This window comes from Streptomyces sp. NBC_00385, from assembly GCF_035917155.1.
Classification (GTDB): Bacteria; Actinomycetota; Actinomycetes; order Streptomycetales; family Streptomycetaceae; genus Streptomyces; species Streptomyces poriferorum.
In genome coordinates this window covers 4,809,214-4,835,253 of the sequence record NZ_CP107951.1, presented here as the reverse complement: position 1 = coordinate 4,835,253, position 26,040 = coordinate 4,809,214, and the positions used below count along the sequence as shown (strand labels likewise).

The following is a 26,040-nucleotide window of genomic DNA, read 5'->3' as shown; positions in this document are numbered from 1 at the left end:
GAGAACTGGTTCGGAGGAACCGATGACCACCCAGGTGCTGGAAGACGCCACGACGTCCGTGGCTCCGGCGATCGAGTACGGCCGCACGATCGAGCGCTCGCTCGCCCACCGTTCCGCCATCTCCGAGGTCTTCGTCACGGACGTCAGGAGTCTGCGGCCGATGGCGGTGACCGCGGGGATCCACCTGCCGCTCACCCACCTCTACTACAGCGACCACCGGCAGCAGCCGAAGCTGCACGACTCCCTGCTGCTGCTGGAGGCGGGCCGGCAGTCGGCGATCGCCGGTTCCCACACCAACGCCGGTGTTCCGGCGGGGACCATGGCCATCGTCCACGCCTTCCAGTTCTCTCTGCGGAACCTGCACGCGCTGCGGATCGGCGGCGAGCCGGGGCCTCCGAGGGTCGACACGGACTTCTTCGGCAAGACCGCCCGGCACAGCGGGCGTTACCGCAAGGGCCGGCTGGAGCAGCGGATCTTCATGGGTGACGTGCATGTCGCCGACCACTCCATGGACGTGCTCTTCCTCAAGGGGGACGAGAACGAGATCCTGCGCCACGCGCAGCGCGGCACGCCCGCGCCGCTCAGCTCGGACTTCACAGAGGCGCCGGGTGAGGTCGGGCGTGTGGCGCCGGAACTGGTGGGCCGTGACAACCCGTTGAACGTCGTGCTCACGGAGCCGGAGTTCACCGCGGGGTCCGTCACGGCCCGGGTCGCACCGCGCTTCGACAACCCGGCGCTGTTCGACCACGTCTACGACCATCTGCCGGCCATGACGCTGGTGGAGGCGGCCCGCCAGCTGGCGCTGCTGACGGTGGCGTCCGCCGGGACCGGCCGGGCGGCCGCGTCCGGCTCGGGCTCGCTCTGTGCCATCGGTTACGAGGGCGGGTTCGAGCGTTTCGCGGAGCTGGACATCCCCCTGACGGCGACCGCGACCCCGGCTTCCGCGGGTGCCGGGCAGCACGCGATACGGGTCCGCTTCCACCAGGACGCGCAGGAGATCGCGGAGCTCACCGTCGCCGTGGCCGATGTCTCCCACCTCCACGGATCCTCCAGGAGCCGGCATGCCTGACACCACACCACCGCGTCTGGCCGTCTGGTCGGACTTCGGAGGGGTGCTCACCCCTCCGCTCGCCCACACGATGAAGACGTTCTGCGCCTCGATGGGCCTCGACCAGGAGGTCCTCGGCCGCGCCCTGGCCACGGTCACCGCCCGTTACGGCACCTGCGACATCATGGAGCCGATCGACACCCCGGTGGTGACCGAGGAGGCGTGGCTCCAGGAGATCGGCGATGTGCTGGAGGCCGAGCACGGTGTCACGCTCCGCCTCACCACGATGGCGGACGCCTGGTTCGACGGCCGGGAGACCAACCACGACTGGGTGGCCCAGCTGCGCAAGGCGCGCGAGCGCGGGGCGTTCGTCGGGATGCTCTCCAACATGGTGCCCGCCTGGGACCCGTACTGGCGGCGCATGATCGAGCCCGACGGGCTCTGGGACGACGTGATCCTGTCGTTCGAGGTGGGCCACCGCAAGCCGTCGCCCGGCATGTTCGAACTGGCGGCGCGGCGGGCCGGTGCGCCTCCGGAGCGCTGTGTGCTCGTGGACGACCTCGCGCAGAACTGCGCGGGTGCCGAGGCGGCCGGCTGGCAGTCGGTGCTGTTCACCGACGCCGAGAGCGCCGGTGACCGGCTCGCCTCCCTGTGGGAGGACTTCGCGTGACGCCCCGTCCGCCCGCCCCGTCCCCGACCCCGACCGTGGTCCGGCCTCGTCCGGCCGGCCCGCGGCACCCCACCACGAGGAAGTGCATATGAGCCGCTCCGTACTCGTCACCGGCGGAAACCGGGGCATCGGGCTCGCCACCGCGCGGGCTCTGGCGGCCGAGGGACACAAGGTCGCCGTCACCTACCACAGCACGCCGCCCCCTCCCGGCTTCTTCGCCGTGCGGTGCGATGTGACCGACCCCGCGCAGGTGAAGGCCGCCGTGGAGGAGGTGTCCATCCAGCAGGGCGCCGTCGAGGTCCTGGTCTCCAACGCGGGCATCACCCGCGACCAGTTGCTGATCGGCATGCCGGAGGACGATTTCCGGGCCGTGATGGAGACCAATTTCCAGGCCGCGGTCACCGTCACCCGTGAGGTCGTCCCGGCGATGATCAAGGCCCGCTGGGGCCGGCTGATCTACATGTCGTCGATCAACAGCATGTCCGGCGCGCCGGGCCAGACCAACTACGCGTCCGCGAAGGCCGCGTTGATCGGTTTCGCCCGTTCGCTGGCCATCGAGCTGGGCCGGCGCAACGTCACCGTGAACGTGGTGGCCCCCGGAATGATCGAGACCGACATGGTCGAGCACGTCACCGACGCGCGCCGCCAGGCCGCACTGGCCAGGACCGCGCTGGCCCGCACCGGTACGCCCGAGGAGGTGGCCGCGGCCGTGCGCTTCCTCGCCGGCGAGGACGCCTCGTACGTGACCGCCGGGGTCATTCCGGTCACCGGCGGTCTGGGCGCCGGGCACTGAGCCGGCCCCGCCGGCCGGCGAGCGACAGATTTCCGGGGTATCTCCCCGGGTTCCCTCCCCACCGTTCGAGGAGTAACCAGATGAGCACCGAAGCACTCGACCTCTCCATCAACATGGGCCTGATCTTCAACGACCTGAGCGAAGAGGCCGCCCTCAAGTACGTCGCGGACGACTTCGTCGACTACGAGGCCCAGGCCGGCGTCCCGAACGGCCCGTACGGCTACCTCGGCACCGCACGCTGGGTGCACAGCGCGTTCGAGGGCGCCAAGTGGGAGCACCTGGACAGCTTCTCCGAGGGTGACCGCGCCGTCCTGCGGCTGCGCTTCACCGGCAAGCACACCGGCGACTTCCTCGGCATCGCGCCGACCGGGCGCGACGTGGACGTCGAGCAGACCCACATCTACCGGATCGAGAACGGCAAGGTCGTCGAGCACTGGGGCTTCCGCCAGGACCTGCTGCTGCTGACGCAGATCGGCGCCATCACCCTCGTGCCGCCGACCCCGGCCGCCGTCTGACCCACCCGGCCGTTCCGGCCCGTTTCCTGAGACCTGTCGCGCCACCCCTTCACGTTCGCTCCTTACGAAAGGACCCACCATGACCGTGCAGACCGTGGAACTGGATGCCGAGCTGCGGACCCGCGTCATCGACATCGTCAACGAGGAACTGGAACTGGAAGACGGTGAGCTGACCGAGGACGGTCTGTTCATCGAGGACTACGACAGCGATTCGCTCACGCTGATAACCGTGGTCTCCCGAATAGAGAAGGAACTCGGTTTCGTCCTTCCCAAGGAGGAGCTGGAGTCCCTGACCACGCTCCGCACGCTGCTGCTCGCCGTCGAGGGATGCGCGCGGAATGCCTGAGCCGACCTTGCGCCGAGTCGTCATCACGGGGCTCGGAGCGGTCAGCCCGGTCGGAATCGGCGTGCGGGACTTCGCCGATTCCCTCCGGGCGGGCCGGGTCGGCATCGGGCCGGCCCGCAGCTTCGACGCCACACCGTTCCCCAGCCGCAAGGCCGCCGAGGTCGACGACTTCGACCCGGCCGCCCTCCTCCACCACCTCGACCCGGACCGCTGGGGCCGCAGCGCGCTCCTGGCCGCCGCCGCCTCCCGGCTCGCGGTCGAGGACTCCGGCATCGACCCCCTCCTCCTCTCCGCCGGCCGGTCCGGCTCCATCATGGGCACCACGAGCGGCGAGTCCGCGGTGGCCCAGAGCCTGGGCGGCCAGTGGGTCACCCAGGGCCTGAAGGGCCTGGAGCCCCGCCTCGTCGGGCAGTTGCCCGCCGGCCAGATCGCGGGCGCCGTCAACGCCGAACTCGGCCTGAGCGGTGACGCGCAGACCATCCCGACCGCCTGCTCGGCCAGCAACTACGCGCTGGGGTACGCCTTCGACATGGTGCGTCTGGGCGAGGCCGACTTCATGCTGGCCGGCGGCGCCGACTCCGTGAACCGGCTGACCCATGCCGGGTTCTACGCCCTGGGCGCCATGGCCCAGGACCTGCCGCAGCCGTTCGACGCCAACCGTTCGGGCATCATCACCGGCGAGGGCGGGGCCGCGCTCCTGCTCGAACCGCTGGAGCACGCCCTGGCCCGCGGCGCCCGCATCTACGCCGAGGTGCTCGGATACGCGGCGAACTGCGACGCCTCCCACATGGTGCACCCCGACGCCACGAGCATCGCGGACTGCATCAAGGCGGCGCACCGCAACGCGGGCGTCGTCCCCGACCAGATCGACTACATCTGCGCCCACGGCACCGGCACGCCGACGAACGACGCGACCGAGGTCCGGGCGGTACGCCAGGTCTTCGGTGACCGGCTGCCTCCGATCAGCTCGATCAAGTCGATGCTCGGCCACACCATGGGCGCGGCCAGCGGCTTCGGCGCCATCGCCTGCTGCACCGCTCTGGAGCAGGGCTTCCTGCCGCCGACCGCGAACCTGGTCGAGACGGACCCCGAGCTCGGGCCCGGTGTGGACTGTGTCCCGGGCCGGGGCAGGGACGCCCGGGTGGAGATCGTCCAGAACCACGGCTTCGCCTTCGGCGGCAACAACGTCATCACCATCCTCGGGAGGTACCTGTGACCACGGCCGCGCCCGTGCAGCCCCTGCCGGTCGTCGGCGTCGGAGTGGTCTCCAGCGCGGGCTACGGTCTGGCGCCCCTGGCCGGAGCGCCGGACAGGTACGCCGTGTCCGAGCCGGAGTCCGCCGCCGGGGCGGACACGGCCTACCCGCCGCGTCCGCTGCGGCCCGTCCCCGGCTTCAAGGCCGCCGACCACCTGGGCCGCAAGGGCATCAAGAACCTGGACCGGCTCGCCCAGCTGAGCCTGGTCGCCTGCAAGCAGGCCCTGGAGGCGGCGGGACCGGCCGCGGCCGGTACGGACCCGGCCAGGACCGGCGTGGTGCTGGCCACCAACACCGGCTCCATCGCCGGCTACTCCGACCTGCTGTACGAGACCCTCACCCTCGACAAGCCCTACCTCATCAACCCGGGCAAGTTCGCGGGCAGCGTCATGAACTGCAGCGCCGGCCAGATGGCCATCCGGCACGGGCTCAAGGGCCTGAACGCCACGGTGGCCGGCGGCCGCAGCGCCAGCCTCTACGCCTTCCGGCACGCGAGGCTCGCCATGGCGGCGGGGCGTGCCGAGGAGCTGCTCGTCGGCGGTGCCGAGGAGCTCAGCGCCCCGACGGCCTGGGCCTGGCACCACGCGGGAACGCTGCGGGAGGCCGCTCCGGTCGGCGAGGGCAGCGCCGTCTTCGTCGTCCGGGCCGAGGAGTCCGCCGGTGAACCGGTCCTCGCGGAGCTGCTGGCCTGCGAGGTCGGCTTCTTCGGCTGGACCGGGGTCAACCGGCGGACCGGGCTCGGCCGCGGTCTGACGAACGGCCTGGTCACCGCGATCAACCGGGCCCTGGAGCGCAGCGCGGTGGCTGCGGAGGACGTGGCCGATGTGTCCCTGGGCGCCGGTGACCACATCGGGCTCGACCGGGTGGAGGAGCGTGCTGTGCGGCTCGCCCTCGGCCGTCTGCCGGACCCGGTGCGGGTCACCGAGGTGCTCGGCGAGACGTACAGCGCCGGCGGGGCCATGCAGTTCGCGGCACTCCTCGCCCGCTGGCAGGACTCCCCGGGCAGCGGGAAGCCCCGTATCGGCCTGATCACCTCGGTCGGCCACGACGGAAACGCCGGTGCGCTGGTCGTGCGCGAGCGGGTCTGACCCGCGACAGGAACGTCAGCCCCGCCTTGGTCCTGTCTGGAGTTCCAGCGCGGGAGAAGAAGCGGCGTCCGGTGCCGGACGCCGCGACGCCGCGGGGGAACTCCGGACAGGACCTACAGGAACAGGACGGTTGAGCCGCATGGTGAAGCGGGATGAGTGGGACGCCATCGTCGTCGGAAGCGGCATGGGCGGCCTGGTGTGTGCGGCGTACCTGGCCGTGAGCGGCCGCCGCGTCCTCGTACTGGAGCAGCACGACGTGGCAGGGGGGAACAGTCATGTGTTCCGCCGCCGCCGGGCCTACGAGTTCGACGTGGGCGTCCACTACCTGGGTGACTGCGGTCCGGGAGGGCTGCTGCCGGCGATCTTCTCCGGCCTGGGCCTCGAAGGCCGGGTGACCTACCGGGAGATGGACCGGGGCGGCTTCGACCGGATCGTGCTGCCCGGTCTCACGGTCGACGTGCCCGTGGGCTGGGAGGCGTACACGAAGCGGCTGACCCAGGCACTGCCGGGCCGGCGGGAGGGCATCGAGCGGTTCACCCGGATCTGCGCCGCCGTCGGTGCGGAGACCCGTTCGATGATGCTGTCGGACGGTGAGCCGTCGCTGGCCGGCCTGCTGGCGCGCACCCCGGTCACCGCCGAGTGGGGCCGCCGTACGCTCTCCGAGCTGTTCGACCACTGCGGGCTGGACCCGCGGGCGCGTACCGTGCTCGCCGCCCAGTCGCCCAACTACGGGATGGGGCCGCGCCAGGCCACCGTCTCCACCCACGCCGCCGTCACCGACCACTATCTGCGGGGCGCCTACTACCCCGAGGGCGGCGGCCAGGTGCTCGCCGCGGCGCTCGTCGAGGCGCTGGAGGCGCACGGCGGGGAGCTGCGGACCAAGAGCCGGGTGGAGCGCATCCTCGTCGAGGACGGCAGGGTCACCGGGGTGGGGATGACGGGCGGCGACGTCCACAGCGCTCCCCTGGTGGTGTCGAACGCCGACTACTCCCGGACCGTGTTCGACCTCGTGGGAGAGGAGCACTTCGGCCGCCGGGTGGTGTCGAGGACCCGGCAGGCGAAGATGGCGCTGCCGCTGGCCACGCTCTACATCGCCACCGACAAGGAGCTGCCGGCCCGTCCGAACGCCAACCTGTGGTGGTACCGGGACGACGACATCGAGGCCTACTACGAGCAGGTGGCGAAGGAGACCATCAGTCCGGTGCCCTTCCTCTTCGCGTCGTTCGCCTCGCTGAAGGACCCGGGTACCGCGGCCGTCTGCCCGCCGGGGCACAGCAACTTCCAGGTGATGACGCTGTGTCCGCCCGGATACGAGTACTGGGGGGTGGACAAGGGCCCGGCGGCCGGTGAGCGCTACCGGCGCAACGAGGGCTACCAGCGGCGCAAGGCGGAGCTGACCGAGGCGATGCTGAGCACGGCGGAGGAGGCGCTCGGCCCGTTCCGGGAGAACATCGTGCACCTGGAGACGGCGACCCCCATCACCCACGAGCGCTACACGCTGGCCACCGGCGGTACCCCGTACGGGCTGGCCGAGTGGGGCGGCACGGGCAGCCGCCCCGACACCCGCACCAGCATCGAGGGCCTCCACATGGTGGGGACCAACACCCGCCACGGCACCGGTATCACGGGCTCCGCGGCCGGCGGTATGGCGCTGGCCGGTCAGCTCCTGGGCCGCGGTCTGATGGCCGAGGTCCACCGCGGGGCGCTCCTGGGCGACCCGGACCTTCTCCCGGAGCGTGCGGAGGGCTGGGACCCGCTGGCCGTCTCCCGCGGTTCCGGCAGGCAGGGCGCCCGCGGTCTGGCCCGGATCGGCTGATGGAAGGAGCGCGGGAAGCCCCGGGGAGATGCTCCCCGGGGCTTCCCGCGTTGCCGGGCGGTGGAGCTGGACTACTTCGCCCGGCCGAGGCCGAGCTGGCCGGCCCATCCGCCGTCCACGCGCAGCAGTTCACCGGTGATGTACGTGGAGTCCTCGCCGGCCAGGAAGGACACCGCGCCGGCCACCTGCTCCGGGGTCGCGAACTCGCGCAGCGGCAGCTGCCGTTTGATGGCCTTGCCGCCGTCCTTCTCCAGCAGTCCGCCGATCAGGTCGGTGGTGGTGAACCCGGCGAGGACCGCGTTGACCCGGACCTCGAAACGGGCCAGCTCGACGGCGGCGGCCCGGGTGAAGGCGTTGACGGCGCCCTTGGACGCGGAGTAGTTGGACTGCCCGACCCAGCCTCCCTCGCCCATGACCGACGAGATGTTGATGACGTTGCCGTCGCGCTGGGACATGAAGTGACCCGCGACGGCCCGGGTGCAGTGGTAGACGCCGCCGACGTTGACCTTGAGCACCTCCCACCAGTCCTCGGGCGACTGGTCGAATATGAGCCCGTCCTGCGCCACTCCGGCGTTGTTCACCAGGATGTGCAGCCCGCCGAGCCCGGCCATGGTCTCGTCCACCAGTCGCTGGGCGGCGTCCGGGTCCGACACGTCGGCCTGAAGGGCGATCGCCCGCCCTCCCAGGGCGGTGATCTCCTCGACCGTGCGCTCGGCCTCGTCCTTGCGGGAGCGGTAGTTCACGGCGACCGCGGCACCGTCGGCCGCGAGACGGAGCGCGATGGCCCGTCCGATGCCGCGGGAACCACCGGTGACCAGGGCGGCCCGGCCTTCGAGGCTCATCGATTGACTCCTTCTCCAGGTGAATCTGATGGGTGCCGCAATGCGTGGCGAAATTCCGAGTACGTCGAACAACCGTATCCAGCATGCCTGTTGGGAATACCGCCGACCGATACCACCTCGGCGGCCGCACATGTTCCTTTCGAGGCACGAACAGGCACCACCAGCCGCGGAAAAGCCTTCCAAGTGGTCCGCCAGGGGTCCGGAGAATTGGCCTGGAAGTACCTCCCGGCCCGCTGCGAAGCTCCTTTCACTACGACAGCGAAGGGCGGTAAACAGATGAGGAAGAAAGGCAATTCACCTTCCGTCATCGTCGGATACGGACACGCGGGCCGCGATCTGCACCATCGCGCGCTGCGGGACATCACGGGCGGCCGGTCGACGGTGATCGCCGTCGATCCCCGGCCCGCCGAGGTGGCGGGAGGGGAATGGGTGCCGGACGTCCGCAGCGCCGTGACGGCGCTGTGGGCGGCGGGTCACCGGGTGGCCGACGCCGTCTTCCACGTGGCGGTGCCGCCCGACGCCCACCGGGACTGCCTGGAGCAGCTCCTGCACGTCGGGGCGCAGCGTTTCATCCTGGAGAAGCCGATCGCGCACACCGTGCAGGAGGCCGCCCATCTGGTGGACCTGACGGAGGCCACCGGGGCCGTGGTGCTGCCGATGAGCGTCTGGCCGGCCAGCAGGGTCACCGAGGCCGCCGAGGAGCTCGTCGCCTCGGGGACGATCGGTGAGCCGGTCTCGTACCACATGGAGCAGAGCAAGCCGCGCTTCCGCCGTTCGCTGCAGACCCAGGGGCACGGCAGTGCCTTCGAGGTGGAGCTGCCGCACCAGCTGCTGCTCGCCCTGCATCTCGCCGGGCCCGTCGCGGAGGTCACCGGCTCGCGCGGCTGGGACCTGCCGCTGCCGTCCGGCCGGCTGGCCAGGCTGGGCGGTGCCGAGGTCACGTTGCGGCACGCCTCCGGCGTACGGACCACGTTGTACACCGATCTGGCCTCGCCGGTACGCCGGCGGCGGCTGCACATCCACGGCACCGAGGGCACGCTCGTGGCGGACTACCCCGTCTCCGGCGACGACGACTTCGGTCAGGTCCGCATCGCCGGACGGCCGGTCCGCAAGGTCGTCCAGGACGCCCCGCTGACCCGGTTCATCGAGCAGGCGTACGCCCACTTCCGCGGTGAGGCCCCGGCGCCGCGCAGCAACCTCGCCCTGCACCTGGAGTCCATGGAACTCCTCGACACCGCCCGCGCCGCCGCGTTCGCGGACTCCGGCACCCCGGCCCCGCAGGAAGCAGCATGAGCACCGTTCTGATCATCGAGCCCCGCTCCTCCGGACTGGAACTGGTGACCCGCGCCCATGAACTCGGGCACGCCGCACTCGTACTGACCGCCGGCCTCGGGCCCGGCACCGCCCCGGCGAAGGCCGACCGGGTGATCACCGCGGACACCTCCGACCAGGCCGCCGTACTCGATCTCATCCGCACCCTGCACGCCGAAACGCCGCTGGACGCGGTCCTGCCCGGCTTCGAGCACTTCGTCTCGCTGGCCGCGCACGCCGCCGCCGCGCTCGGCCTGCCCGGCATCGACCCGGCGGGAGTGGAGTTCCTGCGCCACAAGCACCGGATGCGCCGGGCCGTGGACGCGGCGGGGCTCGACCAGCCCCGGTACCGGATCGTCTCCGGCGCACGGTCGGCCGCCGCCGCCTACGCGGAACTCGGACCGGTGTGCGTGGTCAAGCCCGTCGACCAGTCGGGAAGCCTCGACGTCCGCAGGGCCGGCAGCGAGGCGGAGGCCGTGGCCGCGTTCCGCAGGGCGCTGCGCTCCGGCCGGGCCGACGGCTCGCGCGGCGGCCTCGGGCTGGTGCTGGTCGAGGAGTACGTCGAGGGGCCCGAGTACAGCGTCGAGGGGTACGTCGAGGAAGGCCAGGTGCACATCCTCGGCATCACCGAGAAGATCCTCGGGGCCGAACCGCACTTCGTCGAGGTCGGCCACATCGTGCCCGCCCAGCTGAAGACGTCGGCGGCCCGGGAGATCAGGACGTACATCGCCCGCGTCCTGGACGCCGTCGCCCTGGGCATCGGGCCCTTCCACGCCGAGCTGCGGATGTCCGCGCGCGGCCCGCTGCTGATGGAGGTCGCGGCCCGGCTGCCCGGCGACCGCATCCCCGACCTGCTGCGCCTGGCCTGCGGCCACGATCTGTACGAGATCATGCTGCGCTGCTACCTGGGCCTGCCCAACCCCGAACCGGCCGTGTCCCGTACCGGCACCCGGGCCGGCATCCGCTACTTCCTGCGGCCCGGCCTGGACACCTACCGCGAGTTCCGCGTCGACCCGGTGATCGAGTCCGATCCGCGGGTGCGGGAGATAGGTGTCCTCCTGCCGCCGGGCAGCGCCCTGCCGGATCCCGGCAGCTCGGCCGGCCGGCTCGGTTACGTGCTCGCCGCGGGCGCCTCGTACCGGGAGACGGCGAGGGTGCTGCGGCGCGCCGAACGTGCCGTGACCTTCAGCTGAGTTATCCGCAGGACTGTCCACGAACCATCCGGAGACCCGATGAACCGCCATGTCCTCATCATCAACCGCTGGACCAACTCCTTCGCCGAGTACCACCGTTACATCGACCACACCGCCGATCGCGTCGCCTATCTGACCACCGCGGCGGGCCGTCCGCCGCTCGACGGGGAGCTGGCCGAGGACATCCGCGTACTGTCCGATCTCTCCGACACCGCCGACGTCCTGGCGCAGACCGCCCAACTCGTCGAGCTGTACGGCCCGTTCACCCATGTCCTCGCGCTCTCCGAGTTCGACCTGGAGCCCGCGGGCGAGATCCGCCGGCGCTTCGGCATCCCGGGCCGCGGCCCCGAGGAGGTCGCCGCCGTCCGGGACAAGGTCGTGATGAAGGGCCTGGTCGCGGCGGCCGGACTGCGGGTGCCCGCCTTCCGGGAGACGCCCACGGCCGGCCTGGTGCGGGAGTTCGCCGCACGGCACGGCTACCCGTTCGTCCTCAAGCCGCGCGCGGGCGCCGACAGCCAGGGCGTGCACGTGGTGCGTTCCGAGGCACAGCTGGACACCCTGCTGAACGTCGCCGGTCTCGCCGACGCCCAGTGCGAGGAGTTCATCGACGGGGCGCTCTACCAGATCGACGGGGTGGTGCAGGGCGGCAGGCTGCTCACCTCGCGGGCATGGCGCTGCGGCGGCAGCTGCCTCGACTTCGCCACCGGCACGGCCTTCAGCTCGGTCGCCAACGACGACCGGGCCTTCGAGAAGCGGGTGACCGACTTCGCCGAGCGCGTGTGCGCCGCCCTGGACCTCACCGACGACGTCTTCCACCTGGAGGTCTTCCGCGCCCCGCGGCCCTCGGGCGACGGCGACGACCTGGTGTTCCTGGAGATCGGGGCACGGGCCGGCGGCGGTCAGGTCCGGGTCATCTGGGAGGAGGTCTACGGGGTCGACCTGGTCGCCGCCTCCGCACGGGTACAGCTCGGCGACGACATGACGATCGCGCCGATGGACCTGGACGGTCCGGTCGCCGGGTATCTGATGATGCCCGAGCCGCCCGTACGCCCGGCCGTCGTGGACGCGGTGACCTCCCTGGTGGGCCAGGTGCCCGCGCTCTGCTCCGAGACCCTGCCGCCTCCCGGCACGGTGCTCAGCGGCAACGGCGGCGCCGTCCACACCGCCGGCACGTTCCGCTACCGGGCGGAGCGCTCCGAGCAGGTCGAGGAGGCCATCCGGCAGACGCTCGCCGCCTACCGGCTCGACTGGCACCCGCTGGACGAGCAGCCCGCCGACGCCCGGGGCCCGGCGACCCGGGAGGCCGTCCATGTCGTCGGCTGAGCTCCTCGACCGGGCCGGTCCCCCGGCCCCGGAACCACCGCCCCGCGGGCTCTGGCACCACCGGGACTTCCGCAGGCTGTGGGCCGGACAGACGGTCTCCCTGCTCGGCTCCCGGGTCACCGAACTGGCCCTGCCGGTCACCGCGATCGTGCTGCTCGACGCGAGCCCGGCCCAGCTGGGACTGCTGAACAGCGCCCAGTACCTGCCGGTGCTGTGCGTGACCCTGTTCGCCGGGGTGCTGGCCGACCGGGTGCGCCGCCGTCCGCTCCTGATCACCGCCAACCTCGGGCGGGCCGCGATCCTCACCGCGGTGCCGCTGCTCGCCTGGCTGGGCGGGCTCGGCATCTGGGCCCTGTGCGCCGTGGCGTTCGCGACCGGAGTGCTCACCGCCCTGTTCGACGTGGCCTACCAGGCATATGTGCCGTCCCTGGTGGCCAAGGAGCAGCTGGTCGAGGGCAACAGCAAGCTCCAGGCCAGCCGTTCGGTCGCCGAGACCGCCGGGCAGGGGCTCGGCGGGACACTGATCCAGGTGCTCACCGCGCCCGTCGCCATCCTGGTCGACTGCCTGGGCTACCTCTTCGGCGCGGCCATGCTGCTGCGGATCCGTACCCCGGAGACCCGGCCGGTCCGCGCCGCCGGGGCCCGGTCCTCGGTGCGCAAGGACATCGCCGCGGGGCTGCGCATGACGCTGAACAGCCGGCTGCTGCGCGTGATCATGCTGCACGCCTCCCTGTACAACCTGCTCTGGGACGTCGTCCTGGTCGTCTTCCCGCTCTACGCCATCCGCGTGCTGCACCTCGGCCCGGCCGGCCTCGGCATGGTCATCGCGGTCGGCAGCGTCGGCGCGTTCGGCGGCGCACTGTCCGCGGGCCGGCTCGGGAAGCGGCTCGGGGTGGGCCGCGCCATGGTGTTCGGCATGGCGGTCGCCTCCTCGGCGACCCTGCTGCTGCCGCTGGCGGCCGGTACCGGCACCGGGCCCGGATACGCGCTCCTGGGCACCGGTTACGTCCTCAACGGCTTCGGCATCGCGATCTTCAACATCCACTCGATCACGCTGCGCCAGGCCACCGTGCCCCCCGAACTCATCGGCCGGGTCAGCGCCACCTTCCGGTTCCTCACCTGGGCGGTGATCCCGGTGGGCGGCCTGCTCGGCGGGCTGCTCGCGTCCGCGGCCGGCCCGCGGACCGCGCTGGCGCTGACGGCGGGCGGGCTGACCGCGGCGGCCGTGGTCTTCCTGTGCTCCCGCACCGCCGTCCGGTCATGAGCGCCGACCCTGACAGCATGGACGTCCCCGGCAGGGTTCATGCCCCCGTCCCCGTTCCCGTCCCCCCTCACATTCCGGATCCAGGAGAAGACATGTACGTCAAGGTGTGCGGCCTGAGCCGCCCGCAGGATGTGGCGGCCGCGGTCGAGGCCGGGGCCGACGCGATCGGCTTCGTCCTCACGCCGAGCCCCCGCCAGGTCGCCCCCGCCGACGTCCGCGCGCTGGCCGCCCTCGTACCGGAGGGGACCGCCACGGTCGCCGTCTTCCGCGGGGAGCCGCTCGACGAGGTGCGCCGGGCCGCCGCCGAGGCGGGCGTCGACACCGTGCAGCTGCACGGGGCGGAGCCCCCCGAGGCGTTCGCCGCGCTGCGCGCCGACGGGTTCCGGCTGATCCGGGCCACCTCCCCGGAGGGCGGCGCGCCGCTGGAGACCGGAGCGTACGGCGAGGACCTGCTGATCATCGACTCGCCCCGGCCCGGCTCCGGCGAACGCTGGGACCCCGCCGCGCTCGGCGTCTCCCCCACCGGACCGTGGCTCCTCGCCGGCGGTCTCGCCCCGGACAACGTCGCCGGGGCCGTCGCCGGCCTGCGGCCCTGGGGAGTGGACGTCTCCAGCGGCGTCGAGCGCACCCGCGGCGTCAAGGACCCGGAGCTGATCAGGCAGTTCGTGTCCGCGGCCAAGAAGGCAGCCGCATGACCGGAGCACTGCCACCAAGAGCGAAGGGACTGTCTCCTAAGGCTAATTGAGGGCGCATCGGTGCGGACCGCAGTATCGGATAGCCGCTTCCCGGACGCGTACGGGCGCACCCGGCCACATGCCCGGTGCACGGCACTGACGTCCACCGCACCCGCCGAATCACCTGGGGGATCCATGTGGCTGCCCACATCCGGGAAGCACCGCGACTTCATCGAGCGCTATCTGACGCTGCACGACCGGTACACCGCGGGTGAACTGGGTGAGGAGGAGTGGCGTACGTGGGCGCAGCGGCAGCTGCGCGACGTCGTCGCGCTCGCGCAGGACGGCTCGCCCTTCTACGCCCGGCACCTGGCCGGTGTGCCGGCTGCCCGGCTCACCCTCGACGACGTGCGCTCGCTGCCCTTCACCACGAAGGACCATCTGCGCACGGCCATGTCCGACGTCCTGAGCCGCGATCTCGACGAGGCCTGTTTCTTCTACGAGACCACCGGCACCACCGGACCGGCCACCCCCTGCCCCCGTGACCCGCGCGAGGTGATCGCCTCCAACGCCCATGTGACGGAGAGCTGGCGGAACATCTTCACGGACGTCTTCGGCGACCGGGCCCCGCGCGTCGGCGTGATGGGCCCCACCGAGGTGCACTCGCTCGGCGACACCCTGGGTGACGTGGCCCGCAACGTGGGTTCGGCCGTCGCCAAGATCTGGCCGTACTCCCCCGTCATCGGCTTCCCCAAGGCCCTGCAGCTGATGCGGGACCTGGCCCTGGACGTCGTGTTCTGCACGCCGAACGTGGCGCTCTCGCTGGCGCGGGCCGCCCGTGAGCAGGGGCTCGACCCGCGCCGCGACTTCGCGGTGAAGGTCTTCCTGGTCACCGGTGAGATGTGCACCCCCGACCTGGCCCGCCAGATCGACCAGGCCTGGGGCGCCCGGACGTACAACGCGCTCTACGGCTCCCAGGAGACCCTGGTCATCGCCTCGGCCTGCGCCCACGGCCGGCTCCACCTGGCCCGGCCCAACTACATCGCCGAGCTCGTCGATCCGGACACCGGCGCCGCGCTCGGCGACCGGGGCACCGGCGAACTGGTCGTCACGATGCTGATCGACGGCATCAAGCCGCTGATCCGCTACCGGACCGGCGACCTGGTCGAGCTCTCCGACAACGTGTGCGGCTGCGGCATCCGGGGCCCCGTCATGCGGGTCGTCGGCCGCACCCGCGACCGGATCGTGCTCGGCGGGCACAGCTTCCAGGCCTGGCAGATCGAGCAGGCCGTCCTGCGCCGGATCGACCACAGCTACGGCTACCAGGTCGTCATCGACCGGGCCGAGGACGGCGAGGACCTGATCACGGTCCGGCTCGACCTGCCCGACGGGCCCGTGCCGGGGCTGGAGGCCGCCCACGCGGCACGGGTCGCCGACGCGCTCGGTGTGCGCTGCCGGGTGGAACTGCCGAGCGAACTGGACCCGGTCACCACGACCGGCGCCTTCGTCAGCTGGAAGGCGGCGCGCATCCACGACCGGCGTACGCCCATCGACCACGAGACGGCCGCCGCCCGCCGGCTCGCCGGAGCCCGGGGGCACCGCGCATGACCGAGCCACTGCTCCACGCCCAGAGCGCCTTCGGCACCGACTCCGACGCCGACGCCGACACGACACCGTTCCCCATCCTGTGGGAGCCAGCCCGGATACCCCACTCACCGCTGCTGCGGCCCGGCACCCTGCGGGTCGGCACGCTCGGCCCGGACGGCACCACGTCGATGGTCGCCCTCTCCCGCCTCGGGTACCGGCTGGCCCACCTCGGCGGCCCCGTGGTGGAGCCCGTGCCCTACGACTCCTTCGAGGAGCTGCTGGCCGCCGTCGGCAGCCGCGGCGGTCCCGCCTACGCCCTGGTGCCGGGGGCCGCCGAGTGCGCGACCCGCTTCTTCTGGTCGCCCCGGCTGCGGCTGGACGCCACCTTCTCCACGCCGACCCCGGAGTACGGCATCGCCTCCGGTCCTTCGGGGCTGCGCGAGGGCATCCTGCGCCTCGCGACGCTGCACGAGACCCGCCGTCTGGTGGAGCTGCTCGACGGGGCCGAGGGCGGGCGGGGCGGTTACGACATCGCCTGGGTGCCCGCCGAGTCCACGATCCACGCCGCCCAGCTCGTCGCCGAGGGACGCGCGGACGCCGCCGTCACCAACGAACCGGGGCGCGTCGCGCACCGGCTGGAGTTCCAGGTCTCGCGTCCGGGCGTCCCCATGGTGTGGATGGTGTTCGGACCCGCGGTACTCGCCCGTTCCGAGGATGCCCGACCGCCCGTGGGGAGCCGGCCGTGACCACTGACCGCCGACTGCTGCTGCACGACGTCACCGTCCAGGAGGGGCTGGGACGCGCCTCGTCGCCCGCCCGCTCCGTGCTGGTGTCGGGCGAGCGCATTGAAGCCGTGCTGCCGGCCGCTGAGGCCCCCGCCGAGGGTGACTTCGTCCGCTGGGACCTCGCCGGGGCCACCGTGATGCCCGGCATGACGCTGGGCCACACCCACATCGCGTACGTCAATGTCACCACCGGCCGCGAGACTCTGTTCAAGTACCGGGTGCCCGAGGTCGCGCTGCATGCCGCACGGCACGCGGCGGACCTGCTGAGCTGCGGTTACACGGCGTTCGTCGGGGCCGGATCGGTCGCCGGGATCGACATGGCGCTGAAGAACGCCATCGAGGCCGGCGTCATCGCGGGCCCGCGCATCACCCCGTGCAGCCGCGACCTGATGGTGTCCGGCCCGCCGGGACGGCGCTCGCCCGAGCTCAAGGAGCGGATGCCGCGCGAGCTGATGCCGGTCGTGGACGTCCTGGGCGACCTGGTGAAGTACACCGAGGAGGAGATCGACGAGGGCGCCGAGATCATCAAGGTGTTCTCCTCCGGGGACGACACGTTCCCGAACGCCCGCTCCGAGGAACTGCTCTTCACCCGTGAGGAGTTGAGCACCGTCGTGGAGACCGCGCACCGGCGCGGTGCCCGGGTGCGGGCGCACTCCCGGGGCCTGGCCGGCATCCGCAACGCGCTGGCCGCCGGGGTCGACGTCATCGACCACGCCACGTACGCGGACGACCGGGCGCTCGACCAGATCGCCGAGCGGGGCGTGTTCGTGGTGCCGAGCCTGTTCCAGCCGGACCGGCTGCTGGCCCTCGGGGAGCGGTTCGGCAAGGCTCCCGACTATCTGGAGTCGCTGGACTTCCGGGACGAGATCGAGAACACGCTGCGCTTCCTCCCGACGGCCGAGGGCCGCGGCATGAAGATCGTGCCGGGCGACGACTTCGGCTTCGCCTGGACCCCGCACGGTACGTACGCGGACGAGCTGGTGATGTACGTGGAGCGGGCCGGGATCGCGCCCGAGACGGTCATCAAGTGGGCCTGCGCCAACGGGGCCGAGCTGGCCGGGCGCGGTGCGGACGCCGGAGTGGTCGCGGCGGGCCGCCTCGCCGACCTGGTGGTGTGGGACCGCGACCCGGCGGCGGACCTGACGGTGCTCCAGGACAAGGGGGCGCTGCGTTCGGTGCTGGTCGGCGGGCGGCACGCGGCGGGTCCGGTGGCGCCGCCCGCATCCTGAATCCCGGGTCGTGGCCGGGCTGCTCACCCCGTGGGGCTGAGCAGCCCGGCCCTTTCGTTGCGGGGCAGGGACAGCAGCCGCGCGGTGTCGCCGCGGCCGCCGTGCGGCAGGAGCAGGATCCGCATCAGGTCGATCATCCGGTCCATCAGTCCGCGTGCGGCGGCCAGGCCCTCCTGGTCCTCGGCCGGGGCGAACTGGTCGTGCACGAAGGCGGGGAAGCCGCTGCCCGGCACGATCATCCGGTTGAGCAGGACGTTGTCGATGAGCTGCCCGTAGACCCGGTCGTGGCTGTAGCGGCGGCCGGTGACCACGACGCCGGCCACCTTGTTGGCGAGCGGGCGGTCGAAGCGCAGGTGGCCGACCCCGGCCCGCTCGATGAAGTTCTGCATGACACCCGCCAGCCCGAAGCCGTGCACCGGCGCCGCGTACAGCACCCCGTCGGCCCGCACCAGGCGGTCCACCAGGGCCGGTACGTCGTCGTCCAGGGCGCAGGGCAGCGGGCGCACATTGCAGTCGCCGCACGGCCCGCAGGGCGTGATGTCGTACTCGGCGAGCGGGATCACATCGAGGTGCACCCCGTGCTCGGCGGCCTGGGCCGCCAGCATGCGCAGCACCCTTCCGGTGAGTCCGTCGGGCCGTTCGGAGCCGTTCAGGGCGGCTATCGACGCCCAGGGACCGTGGTCGACCATGGCTGTATCCCTTCGAGGAAGTTGGCGATGAACGCGGATCCGGTCTGTGTGGTGATGCTTTCGGGGTGGAACTGCACGCCCTCGACCGCCAGCCGGCGATGGCGCAGCCCCATCACGCAGCCGTCCTCGCGGGCCCGTGCGGTCACCAGGAGATCGGCGGGCAGCGGGTCGGCGACGGCCAGTGAGTGGTAGCGGGTGACCTCGGTGCCGTCGGCGAGACCGGCGAGGATCCCGGAGCCGTCGTGGTCGAGGCGGCTGGTCTTGCCGTGCACGGTGCGCGCCGCCCGTTCGATCCGGCCGCCGAAGGCGAGCCCGATGGCCTGGTGGCCCAGGCAGATCCCGAGGAGCGGCACCCGTCCGGCGAAGTGGCGTACGAGTTCCGGGTGGCCGGAGTCGGCCGGGTGGCCGGGGCCGGGGCCGAGGACCACCGCGTCGGGGCGGCGGGCTTCCAGCTCGGCCGGGGAGTGCGTGAGCGCGGTGACGACGTCCGTGCGGGCGCCCTGCTCGCGCAGATAGTGGTCGATGATGTGGACGAAGCTGTCGCGTGCGTCGACGAGCAGGATCCTCATGCCGTCAGCACCTCGCCCGTCAGGGCGGCGTACACCGCGCTCATCTTGATCAGGGTCTCGCGCCATTCGCCGTCGGCCGAGGAGTCGGCGACGACGCCGGCGGACGCCTGCAGCGCGTACGTCCCGGTGTCGGGGTCGTGGACGGCGGTACGGATGCACAGGGCGAGGGTCGCCGCGTGCCCGCGTACGTCGATCAGGCCCAGCGCGCCCGCGTAGGCGCCGCGCGGCCGGCCCTCGATCTCCTGGATCAGCTCCATGGCGCGGACCTTGGGCGCCCCGGTCATGGTGCCCGCGGGGAAGGTGGCGCGCAGGGCGGACCACACGTCGGCGTCGTCGGCCAGTTCGCCGCGGACCGTGGAGACGAGGTGGTGGACCTGGGCGAAGTGCTCGACGGCCATCATCCGCTCGACGGCGAGGGTGCCCGGCACGGACACCCGGGCCACGTCGTTGCGGCACAGGTCGACGAGCATGATGTGCTCGGCGCGTTCCTTCTCGTCGGCGTGCAGCTCGGCGACCCGGCGGGCGTCCTCGGCGGGGTCGGCGGCCCGGGCGATCGTGCCGGCGATGGGCCGCATCGCCAGGGTCCGGCCCTCGATCCGCAGCAGGAGTTCGGGGCTGGCCCCGACCAGGGTGCGGCCCGCCCACGGCACCAGGTACATGTACGGCGACGGGTTGCTCCGGCGCAGCCGGCGGTAGGCGTCGATGGCCGGCAGCGGGGTCCTCACCTCGATGCGGTGGCCGATCTGGATCTGGTAGACGTCGCCCGCCCTGATGTGCTCCAGGCAGCGGCGGACCCGGTCGGTGAACTCGTCCCGGCGGACGGTGCGGCGCACGCTGTACGCCGGCGGGGCGGGCGGCACGGGGGCCGCCTCCGGCTCGGGCGGCAGGGTGGACACGAGCGCGGAGAGATCGGGGCCCAGGAGACCGGGCCCGCCGAACTCGGGCGCCTCCGCCAGGAGTTCGTGGCTCCGGCCGGTCGCCAGGTTGTAGGTGACGACGTACCGGAAAAGGGTGAGGGTGATCTCCGGGTCGTGGCCGGGGGCGCGCGGCGGCAGCGTCTCCAGGTGCCAGGCGGCCTCGTAGCCGAGCACGGCCAGGAACCCGAAGGCGTAGGTGTCGAGGGGTACGTCGGTCTCCACGACGAAGGCCCCGTTCACCGCCTCCAGGAGGTGCCGGACGTCACCGCGGGCGCGGTCGGTGAGCGGGCGCAGCCGCTCCACGAGCTCCGGGATGCCGTCCAGGCCGATCCGCCCGTCCCGCACGGTGATCCGGGCCAGCGGCTCGGCGCCCACCGCGGCGAAACGGCAGTCCTCGTCGGGGCCGGCCAGACTCTCGAAGAGGAACACCTGGTCCTCACCGAGCAGCCGGCGCAGCTCGGCGCCCAGGGCGAGCGGGGCATGCGGCGGCAACGGGGTGCGCGCCACGGTCACCCGCAGGGGTACGGCGACCGCCCCGGGTGGTGCTGCGGCGGGCTCGACGGCGGTCATGGTCATCGTGGGCGGTCTCTTTTCGGTACGAGGGTCGGTCAGCGGCTCGATCCCAGCCAACCAACAGCGCGTACCTGCCCGGCAGTCCACTGTTCCGGGCCGGCGGCGGACCACTTGACCGCCCTGCCCGGGAGACCCCCGGGACCGCTACCGCGCGGTTCCGCCCAGGAGCGCCGCGGCGGCCAGCAGAGCGTCCCGGCAGGTGTCCTCGTCGACGCCGGGGACCGAACAGGCCAGCAGCAGCACCCGGCGGGTCTGCGCGGTCACCGCCTGGTGGACGCCGTCGCGGTGGGCGAACTGCGACAGCACGCGCTTCTCGTCGGCGAGCACCAGACCGCCCGCCTCCAGGGTCACCGGCCCGTCCGCGCCGAGTGCGGTGAACTCCTCGGTGCCGTCGGTCAGTCGCAACGCCACCTCGCCCTCCAGCATGTCGCGGTCGAACAGGCCGAGCGCCACGAGGTCGCGTACCGCCACCGCGTTGACCGCGTCGACGGCCGGGTTGATCTTCGGCCAGGCGCCGAGCGGCTTGGCCCGCAGCCCCCGGTCGATCAGCGCCTGCACGGAGGGCGGCCGCTTGTCGGGGTGGCTGCCGAGCAGGCGGCTCAACTCCCGGTAGGCGGTGACGTTCGGCGCCGCGCGCACCTCGGCGCGGCTCGCCCCGGTCCACCGCGCGTGCGCCTCGGCCCAGACGTCGTCGGCCGGTGCGGGGCCGGCGGCGGGGATCTGCGCCTCCAGGGTCAGCACCTGGACGCCGGGCACGAGTGCGCGGGCCTCGGGTGTCACGGCGACCTTGCGGAAGGTGGGGGTGGTCATCGGGTTCCTCCGGAGAAGGTGAAGGTGTCCAGCGTATGCAGGTCCAGGTCCTCGGCCGTGAGGACGCGTTCGGTGTCGATGAGGATGTTGTAGTGGTTCGGCGCGTGGCACTCGTCGAATCCGGCCACCCGTCCGATCGGCCCGTGCGGGCCCGACACCACGTCGCCCCGGTCGATGACCGTGCCGGAGGGGAACTCGGCGAAGCCCAGGAATCCCACGTGGTCGACGCGGTCCCCGGTGGTGGAGGGCCGGTCGGTGGTGGTGACCAGCTCGTGGACGTCGCCGGCCCGCACGCAGCGCGACTGCCAGGGCGACAGCCGCATCCCGCGGTCCGTACGCCGGTGGAACAGCAGCTTCACCAAGTGGGCCGAAACCGGCTCCTTGGCGGACATCCGCAGCCGCTGCTCCTTGGTCCGTCCGATGCCGTACGCCTCCTCGACGAGGTCGACGATGTGCGGGCCCCGGTCCGGTCCGCTGCGCCCGTCCCGCACGACCCGGTGGAAGTCCGCCATGATGCCCGCGTACTCGTGGTCGAGAGAGGACTTGAACGCCTCGAAGCCGTCCAGCATGTCGGCGTGCAGCTCCCGGCCGTCCTTGAGGTGCACGGTGATGTCCTTGCGCTCACCGGTCTCCAGGGCCCAGTCCAGGTCCACGTGGACGGGTATGCCGTCGGCGGTGGCCAGGCCGAGTTCGGCGCAGAACTCGACGCCGGACCTGACGTCCCCGATCGTGGCGTCGGTCAGCGTGAGGGGGCCGAGCACGGTCTCCAGGGCGTCCAGGGCGTTGGGGCCGTTGTCGATGATGCAGCCGCCGCCGCAGCGGTCGAGGTCCTGGTACCAGCGGTCGGCGCCGGTGTGCTCCTCGATCTTCTCCTGGTAGCGGCTGGTGACGTGCGAGATGAGCTCGGGCTCCGGCAGCCGGTCAGCCAGGTCCTGGACATGGGTGTTGTAGCGGCGGTGGAAGGCGGTGAACAGGGTCGTGCCGTGCTCGTCGGCCAGCTGGATCAGCCGGTGCGCGTCCGCGGCGTGGACGGTCAGCGGCTTCTCGCAGCAGACGTGCACTCCGGCCCGCAGGGCGTCGGCCACGACCGGGGCGTGCGCGTGGTTGGGCAGGGTGACGACCACACCGTCCACCAGACCGGAGGCGAGGAGGTCGCGGTGGTCCGTGAACATGACGGTCCCCGGCGGGAATCCGGTCAGCTTCGCCTGGTCGAGGTCGCAGACCGCGGTCAGCCGCAGCTCCGGGTCGTCCTCGATGGCCTGCAGGAAGAAGGGCGCGATGACGCCCACTCCGATGACTCCGATACGCATGATGGTTCGGTCCTCTCCGTGTCCGTGGTGGTTTCGGGTGGCGGGGCCGCTAGGCCCCTCGGCGCTTCAGGCGACCGGCTGGAGGCTGCGTCCGGTCAGCGCGGCGGGCGCCCGGACCGTCAGCTGCTCGGCGAGCGCGGCCAGGCCCTCGGCCACCGGTCCCGGCAGCTCGACGCCCTCGCGCTGCGACTGCGCGTACCGCAGGGCCTCGGGGGCCCCCGGGTAGGTGACGCCCCGCGTCGCGTACGCGGCGGCCGGGGAGTTCGCGACCGTGTCGAGCAGGATCCGGTTCTCGGCGGCGATGGCGTGCGCGGAGCCGAACGCCGACGGGTCGATCACGATCGCGGTGTGGCCGACGTTGTCGTCGCCCGCCGGCTCGCCCTTCAGCACGCCGGGCCGGGGGCCGTACGCGGCGCCGGAGAGCGGGCCGCACAGCAGGTCCACCAGGAGGGCGAGCCCGAAGCCCTTGGCGCCACCGGTCGCGGCGGGCCCGCCGAGCCAGGCGACGTCGGCCTCCTCGGCCATGAAGTCGGCCGGGTCGGACGTCGGGGTGCCGTCGTGGCGGACCAGCCACTCCTGCGGGACCTCCTGGCCCTCCCGGTGGGCGGCCTTGATCTTCCCGGTGGCGACCACGGTGGTGCTCATGTCGAGGACAAAGGGCGCGCCCTCGGTCACCGGGACGGCCGCGCTCAGCGGGTTGGTGCCGAGCATCCGGACGGTGCCGCCGAGCGGCGGGGCGACGCCCTGGGCGCCGCAGTTCGTCATCGCCAGGCCGATCAGCCCGGCTGCGGCCGCCTTCTGCGTGTAGTAGCCGGCACTGCCGAAGTGGGTGCTGTTGCGGACGGCGACCATGCCGATGCCGGTCTGCCGCGCCTTGGCCATGGCGATGTCCATGGCCAGGTCCATGGTGACCAGGCCGAGCCCGCGGTCCCCGTCGAGCAGGGCGGCCCCGGCGGTCTCCTGCACGATGCGCGGTGCGGCGCCCGCGTCGATCCGGCCGTCGAGCAGGCGGGGGGCGTAGATGTTCACCAGCCCGTTGGTGCCGTGGGTGGTGAAGCCGTTCGCGTCGGCGTACGTGATGACGTCGGCGGCGGTACGTGCCGATTCGGTGTCCAGGCCGCACTCCGTGAGGACGTTGCGGACGAAGGCGGTGAGCTCGGCGAGGGGAACACGGACGGTCATGGCAAGTCCTCTGATTCGTAAGGGATACGGGGAAGGAAGGGGGGTTCAGGCGGTGTGCGCGGCGAACGCGTGCACCAGGTCCTTGATGCGCAGGGCGTACGTGTCCAGGTCGTCCAGGTGCACGAACTCGTCCGCGGTGTGCGCCCCGTTGGCGTCGAGGCGGCCGGGACCGCAGACGACGACATAGCGGCCGGGGCCCGGCGCCCAGATGGCGTCGCAGGTGAAGGCGGAGCCGTCGGCGAGGCCGTCGTGACGGACGAACCCGGCGTCGTTCAGCAGGAGTTCGGCTTCGGGATCGCGGTTGTTCAGGGTGGGCAGGCCCTGCTTCAGCCAGTCGAGGCGGACGATGCGGCGCCAGTCCTTCACCGTGCGCCGGCTGAACGGGTCATGGGCGTGCAGATGGGCGAACTCGGTACGGGCCTCCTCGATCAGCACTTCGAGGGAGGCTGCGAGCAGCTCCGCCTGCTCGGTCGCCGGGTAGGCGATGTTGAGCAGCAACTGCCCCGATCCGTAGACCCGGTTGTGCGCGTTGCCGGTGTGCAGGCCCGAGACGCAGAGCTTGGCTCCCATGCCGTGGGCGAGCGGGCCGAGCCGGCGGGCGAGGAAGTCCGCGAGGAAGCCCAGCAGCACCGTGGCGTTGTGCCCGTCCGCGGGGTGGTCGTCGGTGGAGTCCTGGCCCGCCACCGTGATCCGCGGGGTCATCGCGGCGGTGCACCCGTCCATGAAGGTGTTGCCGGTCGGCTCGGCGAACACCATCAGGCGGCCGGTGTATCCCGCGTCGATGAGCGCACGCGTCCCGTACGTGCCCATCGCACCGCCCTCCTCACCGGGCACGGACGCGATCTGCACCTCGATCCGGCCGTCGAGCCCCGGGTCCTCGGCGAAGGCGGCGGCGATCCCGGCCGCGGCGGCGACACCCGGGCCCTTGTCGTCGACGGCGCCCCGGCCGTGCAGGACCCGGCCCTCCAGGCGCGGCGGGACGTGCGGCCCGACCGTGTCCATGTGGAAGTTCACGACCAGCCGGCGCTCCTGCGGCTGCGGGGATCCGTAGGCGACCACCACGGAGGGCTGCCCCTCCAGGAACGCGGACAGGTCCCGGCCGGCCACCTCCCGTACCGTGGCCGGCACTTCGGGGCGCTCCAGCAGCTCGGCCGCGGGCGGCCCGTGCAGTGCGGTGCGGAAGCCGCGCTCGGCGGCGCCGGCCAGGAACACCCGCTGCGCGCGGGCCGCTCCGTCCAGGGGGCCGCCCTCCAGGGGCGAGACCGAGTCGACGGCCATCAGCTCGGTCAGCCACTGCAGGTCCGCGGCCGCGAGGCCGCCCTCGGTGCGGGTCGTGCGGGCCGTCTCAGCCATGGTGGCTCTCCTCCCAGTACGTACGGCTGTCCGTGATGTCGATGCCGAGCAGCGCGGCGCAGCGCCGGGTGTACGCGCGGTATCCGTCGGCGAGTGCGGCCGGATCGCCCGAAAGGCCGAGGTGCGGGATGTGGGCCAGATGGGGCTCCAGGCTGTAGTAGCCGCGGTAGCCGTGCTCCTCCAGCAGCCGCACGCACGCCGCGACGCGGGCCGTGCCCTCGCCGGGCATCGTGAACTCGGCCTGTCCGCCGGAGCGGATCCCGTCCTTGATGTGCACGTGCTCCACCCACGGCAGCACCCGGCGCAGGAAGTCGAGGGAGTCGTAGCCGTAGGCGAGACCGTTGCCCGTGTCGAACAGCAGCCGCAGGCGGGGGCTCGCGACCTCCTCCAGCATGCGCACGGTGTGCGCGGCGCTCTGCCCGGCCCAGCCCTGGCAGTTCTCGTGCAGCAGCGTCACGCCGAGGCGCTCGGCCTCCCGGGTCAGCGTCCGCATCCGGCGCAGCGACTCGGTGCGCCACTCGCGCTCCGGCCGGCCGTCGTTGGGGTACGACATGACGCGCAGCCGGTCGCAGCCGAGCAGCGCCGCCGCCTTCGCGGAGCGCTCCAGCGCCGCGAGCTCGCCGTCCATGCCCGTGCCGACGGTGGTGGACCAGGAGCCCACCGGGGTGTCCACGACCGGCACCCGCAGACCCGCGACGATGGTGCGCCGGGCCAGGTCGGCGGCGTCACCGGCGGGCAGCTCGTGCAGTCCGAGGCCGTCGACGGTACGCAACTCGATCGCGCCCATGCCCAGTTCGTGGTGGATGGCCAGCTGGCCTGCGAGATCGGGGGCGGCCTCGTCCCCGATGCCGCACAGCCGGTCCGCGGTGACGCCCAGGAGGTTCGGCACAGACACCGC

Annotated in this window: 25 protein-coding genes; 16 read left to right on the top strand and 9 right to left on the bottom strand. The window is 72.5% G+C overall.

Annotated features, from left to right (window positions below; translation table 11 throughout):
• Window positions 1–22: 22 nt before the first annotated feature.
• The 8 genes from OG959_RS21615 (at window position 23) to OG959_RS21580 (ending at window position 7,531) form a co-directional block, all read left to right on the top strand.
• A complete protein-coding gene (locus OG959_RS21615; protein WP_326660814.1) occupies window positions 23–1,069 on the top strand; it encodes an AfsA-related hotdog domain-containing protein in 1,047 nt (348 codons plus the stop codon).
• Window positions 1,062–1,718, top strand: a complete 657-nt coding sequence (locus OG959_RS21610; RefSeq protein WP_326660813.1) for an HAD-IA family hydrolase — start codon at window positions 1,062–1,064, stop codon at window positions 1,716–1,718. The genes OG959_RS21615 and OG959_RS21610 overlap by 8 nt, the downstream gene beginning before the upstream one ends.
• An 88-nt stretch (window positions 1,719–1,806) precedes the next feature.
• Window positions 1,807–2,511, top strand: coding sequence for a 3-oxoacyl-ACP reductase FabG (gene fabG, locus OG959_RS21605; RefSeq protein ID WP_326660812.1), 705 nt, complete (start codon window positions 1,807–1,809; stop codon window positions 2,509–2,511).
• An 80-nt stretch (window positions 2,512–2,591) separates the two neighbouring features.
• Window positions 2,592–3,026: an ester cyclase gene (locus OG959_RS21600; protein ID WP_326660810.1), complete on the top strand. Its 435-nt coding sequence runs from the start codon at window positions 2,592–2,594 to the stop codon at window positions 3,024–3,026.
• Window positions 3,027–3,105: 79 nt separating this feature from the next.
• Window positions 3,106–3,372 carry an acyl carrier protein gene (locus OG959_RS21595; RefSeq protein WP_148020103.1) on the top strand — a complete coding sequence of 89 codons (267 nt, stop codon included), beginning with the start codon at window positions 3,106–3,108 and terminating at the stop codon, window positions 3,370–3,372.
• Window positions 3,365–4,588 (top strand): beta-ketoacyl-[acyl-carrier-protein] synthase family protein, encoded by a 1,224-nt coding sequence (locus tag OG959_RS21590; RefSeq protein ID WP_219567261.1) that lies wholly within the window; start codon window positions 3,365–3,367, stop codon window positions 4,586–4,588. Before OG959_RS21595 ends, OG959_RS21590 begins: the two co-directional genes overlap by 8 nt.
• A complete protein-coding gene (locus OG959_RS21585) occupies window positions 4,585–5,715 on the top strand; it encodes a beta-ketoacyl synthase N-terminal-like domain-containing protein (RefSeq protein ID WP_326660806.1) in 1,131 nt (376 codons plus the stop codon). The genes OG959_RS21590 and OG959_RS21585 overlap by 4 nt, the downstream gene beginning before the upstream one ends.
• 139 nt (window positions 5,716–5,854) lie before the next feature.
• Window positions 5,855–7,531 carry a phytoene desaturase family protein gene (locus tag OG959_RS21580; protein WP_326660804.1) on the top strand — a complete coding sequence of 559 codons (1,677 nt, stop codon included), beginning with the start codon at window positions 5,855–5,857 and terminating at the stop codon, window positions 7,529–7,531.
• Window positions 7,532–7,602: 71 nt separating this feature from the next.
• On the opposite strand, the gene OG959_RS21575 is transcribed toward OG959_RS21580, so the two are convergent.
• On the bottom strand, window positions 7,603–8,373 hold the full coding sequence (locus OG959_RS21575) for a 3-oxoacyl-ACP reductase family protein (protein ID WP_219567258.1): 771 nt from the start codon (window positions 8,371–8,373) through the stop codon (window positions 7,603–7,605).
• A gap of 276 nt (window positions 8,374–8,649) precedes the next feature.
• Here OG959_RS21575 and OG959_RS21570 point away from each other — a divergent pair, with 276 nt between their 5' ends.
• From OG959_RS21570 to OG959_RS21535, 8 genes are all read left to right on the top strand, one after another.
• Window positions 8,650–9,666 carry a Gfo/Idh/MocA family protein gene (locus OG959_RS21570; RefSeq protein ID WP_326660801.1) on the top strand — a complete coding sequence of 339 codons (1,017 nt, stop codon included), beginning with the start codon at window positions 8,650–8,652 and terminating at the stop codon, window positions 9,664–9,666.
• Window positions 9,663–10,877 carry an ATP-grasp domain-containing protein gene (locus OG959_RS21565; RefSeq protein WP_326660798.1) on the top strand — a complete coding sequence of 405 codons (1,215 nt, stop codon included), beginning with the start codon at window positions 9,663–9,665 and terminating at the stop codon, window positions 10,875–10,877. Before OG959_RS21570 ends, OG959_RS21565 begins: the two co-directional genes overlap by 4 nt.
• Window positions 10,878–10,916: 39 nt before the next feature.
• Window positions 10,917–12,200, top strand: a complete 1,284-nt coding sequence (locus OG959_RS21560; RefSeq protein ID WP_326660796.1) for an ATP-grasp domain-containing protein — start codon at window positions 10,917–10,919, stop codon at window positions 12,198–12,200.
• Complete coding sequence (locus tag OG959_RS21555) at window positions 12,187–13,464, top strand: MFS transporter (RefSeq protein WP_326660794.1); 1,278 nt, start codon at window positions 12,187–12,189, stop codon at window positions 13,462–13,464. Before OG959_RS21560 ends, OG959_RS21555 begins: the two co-directional genes overlap by 14 nt.
• A 92-nt stretch (window positions 13,465–13,556) precedes the next feature.
• Window positions 13,557–14,159 (top strand): phosphoribosylanthranilate isomerase, encoded by a 603-nt coding sequence (locus tag OG959_RS21550; RefSeq protein WP_326660792.1) that lies wholly within the window; start codon window positions 13,557–13,559, stop codon window positions 14,157–14,159.
• 174 nt (window positions 14,160–14,333) lie between these two features.
• Window positions 14,334–15,746: a phenylacetate--CoA ligase family protein gene (locus OG959_RS21545; RefSeq protein ID WP_326660790.1), complete on the top strand. Its 1,413-nt coding sequence runs from the start codon at window positions 14,334–14,336 to the stop codon at window positions 15,744–15,746.
• Complete coding sequence (locus OG959_RS21540) at window positions 15,743–16,471, top strand: hypothetical protein (protein WP_326660788.1); 729 nt, start codon at window positions 15,743–15,745, stop codon at window positions 16,469–16,471. Before OG959_RS21545 ends, OG959_RS21540 begins: the two co-directional genes overlap by 4 nt.
• Entirely contained in the window at window positions 16,468–17,739 is a 1,272-nt protein-coding gene (locus OG959_RS21535) for an amidohydrolase family protein (RefSeq protein WP_326660786.1), read from the top strand. The genes OG959_RS21540 and OG959_RS21535 overlap by 4 nt, the downstream gene beginning before the upstream one ends.
• 23 nt (window positions 17,740–17,762) lie before the next feature.
• Here OG959_RS21535 and OG959_RS21530 read toward each other — a convergent pair whose 3' ends face one another.
• The 8 genes from OG959_RS21530 to OG959_RS21495 all read right to left on the bottom strand — a co-directional run bounded on the left by OG959_RS21530 (window position 17,763) and on the right by OG959_RS21495 (window position 26,037).
• Window positions 17,763–18,428, bottom strand: coding sequence for a flavodoxin family protein (locus tag OG959_RS21530; protein WP_326660784.1), 666 nt, complete (start codon window positions 18,426–18,428; stop codon window positions 17,763–17,765).
• The gene (locus OG959_RS21525) at window positions 18,398–18,997 is read right to left on the bottom strand and encodes an anthranilate synthase component II (RefSeq protein WP_326660782.1); all 600 of its coding nucleotides are present in this window, start codon (window positions 18,995–18,997) and stop codon (window positions 18,398–18,400) included. Before OG959_RS21525 ends, OG959_RS21530 begins: the two co-directional genes overlap by 31 nt.
• On the bottom strand, window positions 18,994–20,490 hold the full coding sequence (locus OG959_RS21520; RefSeq protein WP_326660780.1) for an anthranilate synthase component I family protein: 1,497 nt from the start codon (window positions 20,488–20,490) through the stop codon (window positions 18,994–18,996). The genes OG959_RS21525 and OG959_RS21520 overlap by 4 nt, the downstream gene beginning before the upstream one ends.
• 141 nt (window positions 20,491–20,631) lie before the next feature.
• The gene (locus tag OG959_RS21515; RefSeq protein ID WP_326660778.1) at window positions 20,632–21,297 is read right to left on the bottom strand and encodes a phenylalanine--tRNA ligase beta subunit-related protein; all 666 of its coding nucleotides are present in this window, start codon (window positions 21,295–21,297) and stop codon (window positions 20,632–20,634) included.
• A complete protein-coding gene (locus OG959_RS21510) occupies window positions 21,294–22,607 on the bottom strand; it encodes a Gfo/Idh/MocA family protein (protein WP_326660776.1) in 1,314 nt (437 codons plus the stop codon). The genes OG959_RS21515 and OG959_RS21510 overlap by 4 nt, the downstream gene beginning before the upstream one ends.
• A 66-nt stretch (window positions 22,608–22,673) precedes the next feature.
• Window positions 22,674–23,789 carry an Ldh family oxidoreductase gene (locus tag OG959_RS21505; protein WP_326660774.1) on the bottom strand — a complete coding sequence of 372 codons (1,116 nt, stop codon included), beginning with the start codon at window positions 23,787–23,789 and terminating at the stop codon, window positions 22,674–22,676.
• Window positions 23,790–23,834: 45 nt separating this feature from the next.
• Complete coding sequence (locus OG959_RS21500; protein WP_326660771.1) at window positions 23,835–25,142, bottom strand: M20/M25/M40 family metallo-hydrolase; 1,308 nt, start codon at window positions 25,140–25,142, stop codon at window positions 23,835–23,837.
• Window positions 25,135–26,037, bottom strand: a complete 903-nt coding sequence (locus OG959_RS21495; protein ID WP_326660769.1) for a sugar phosphate isomerase/epimerase family protein — start codon at window positions 26,035–26,037, stop codon at window positions 25,135–25,137. Before OG959_RS21495 ends, OG959_RS21500 begins: the two co-directional genes overlap by 8 nt.
• Window positions 26,038–26,040 lie beyond the last annotated feature (3 nt).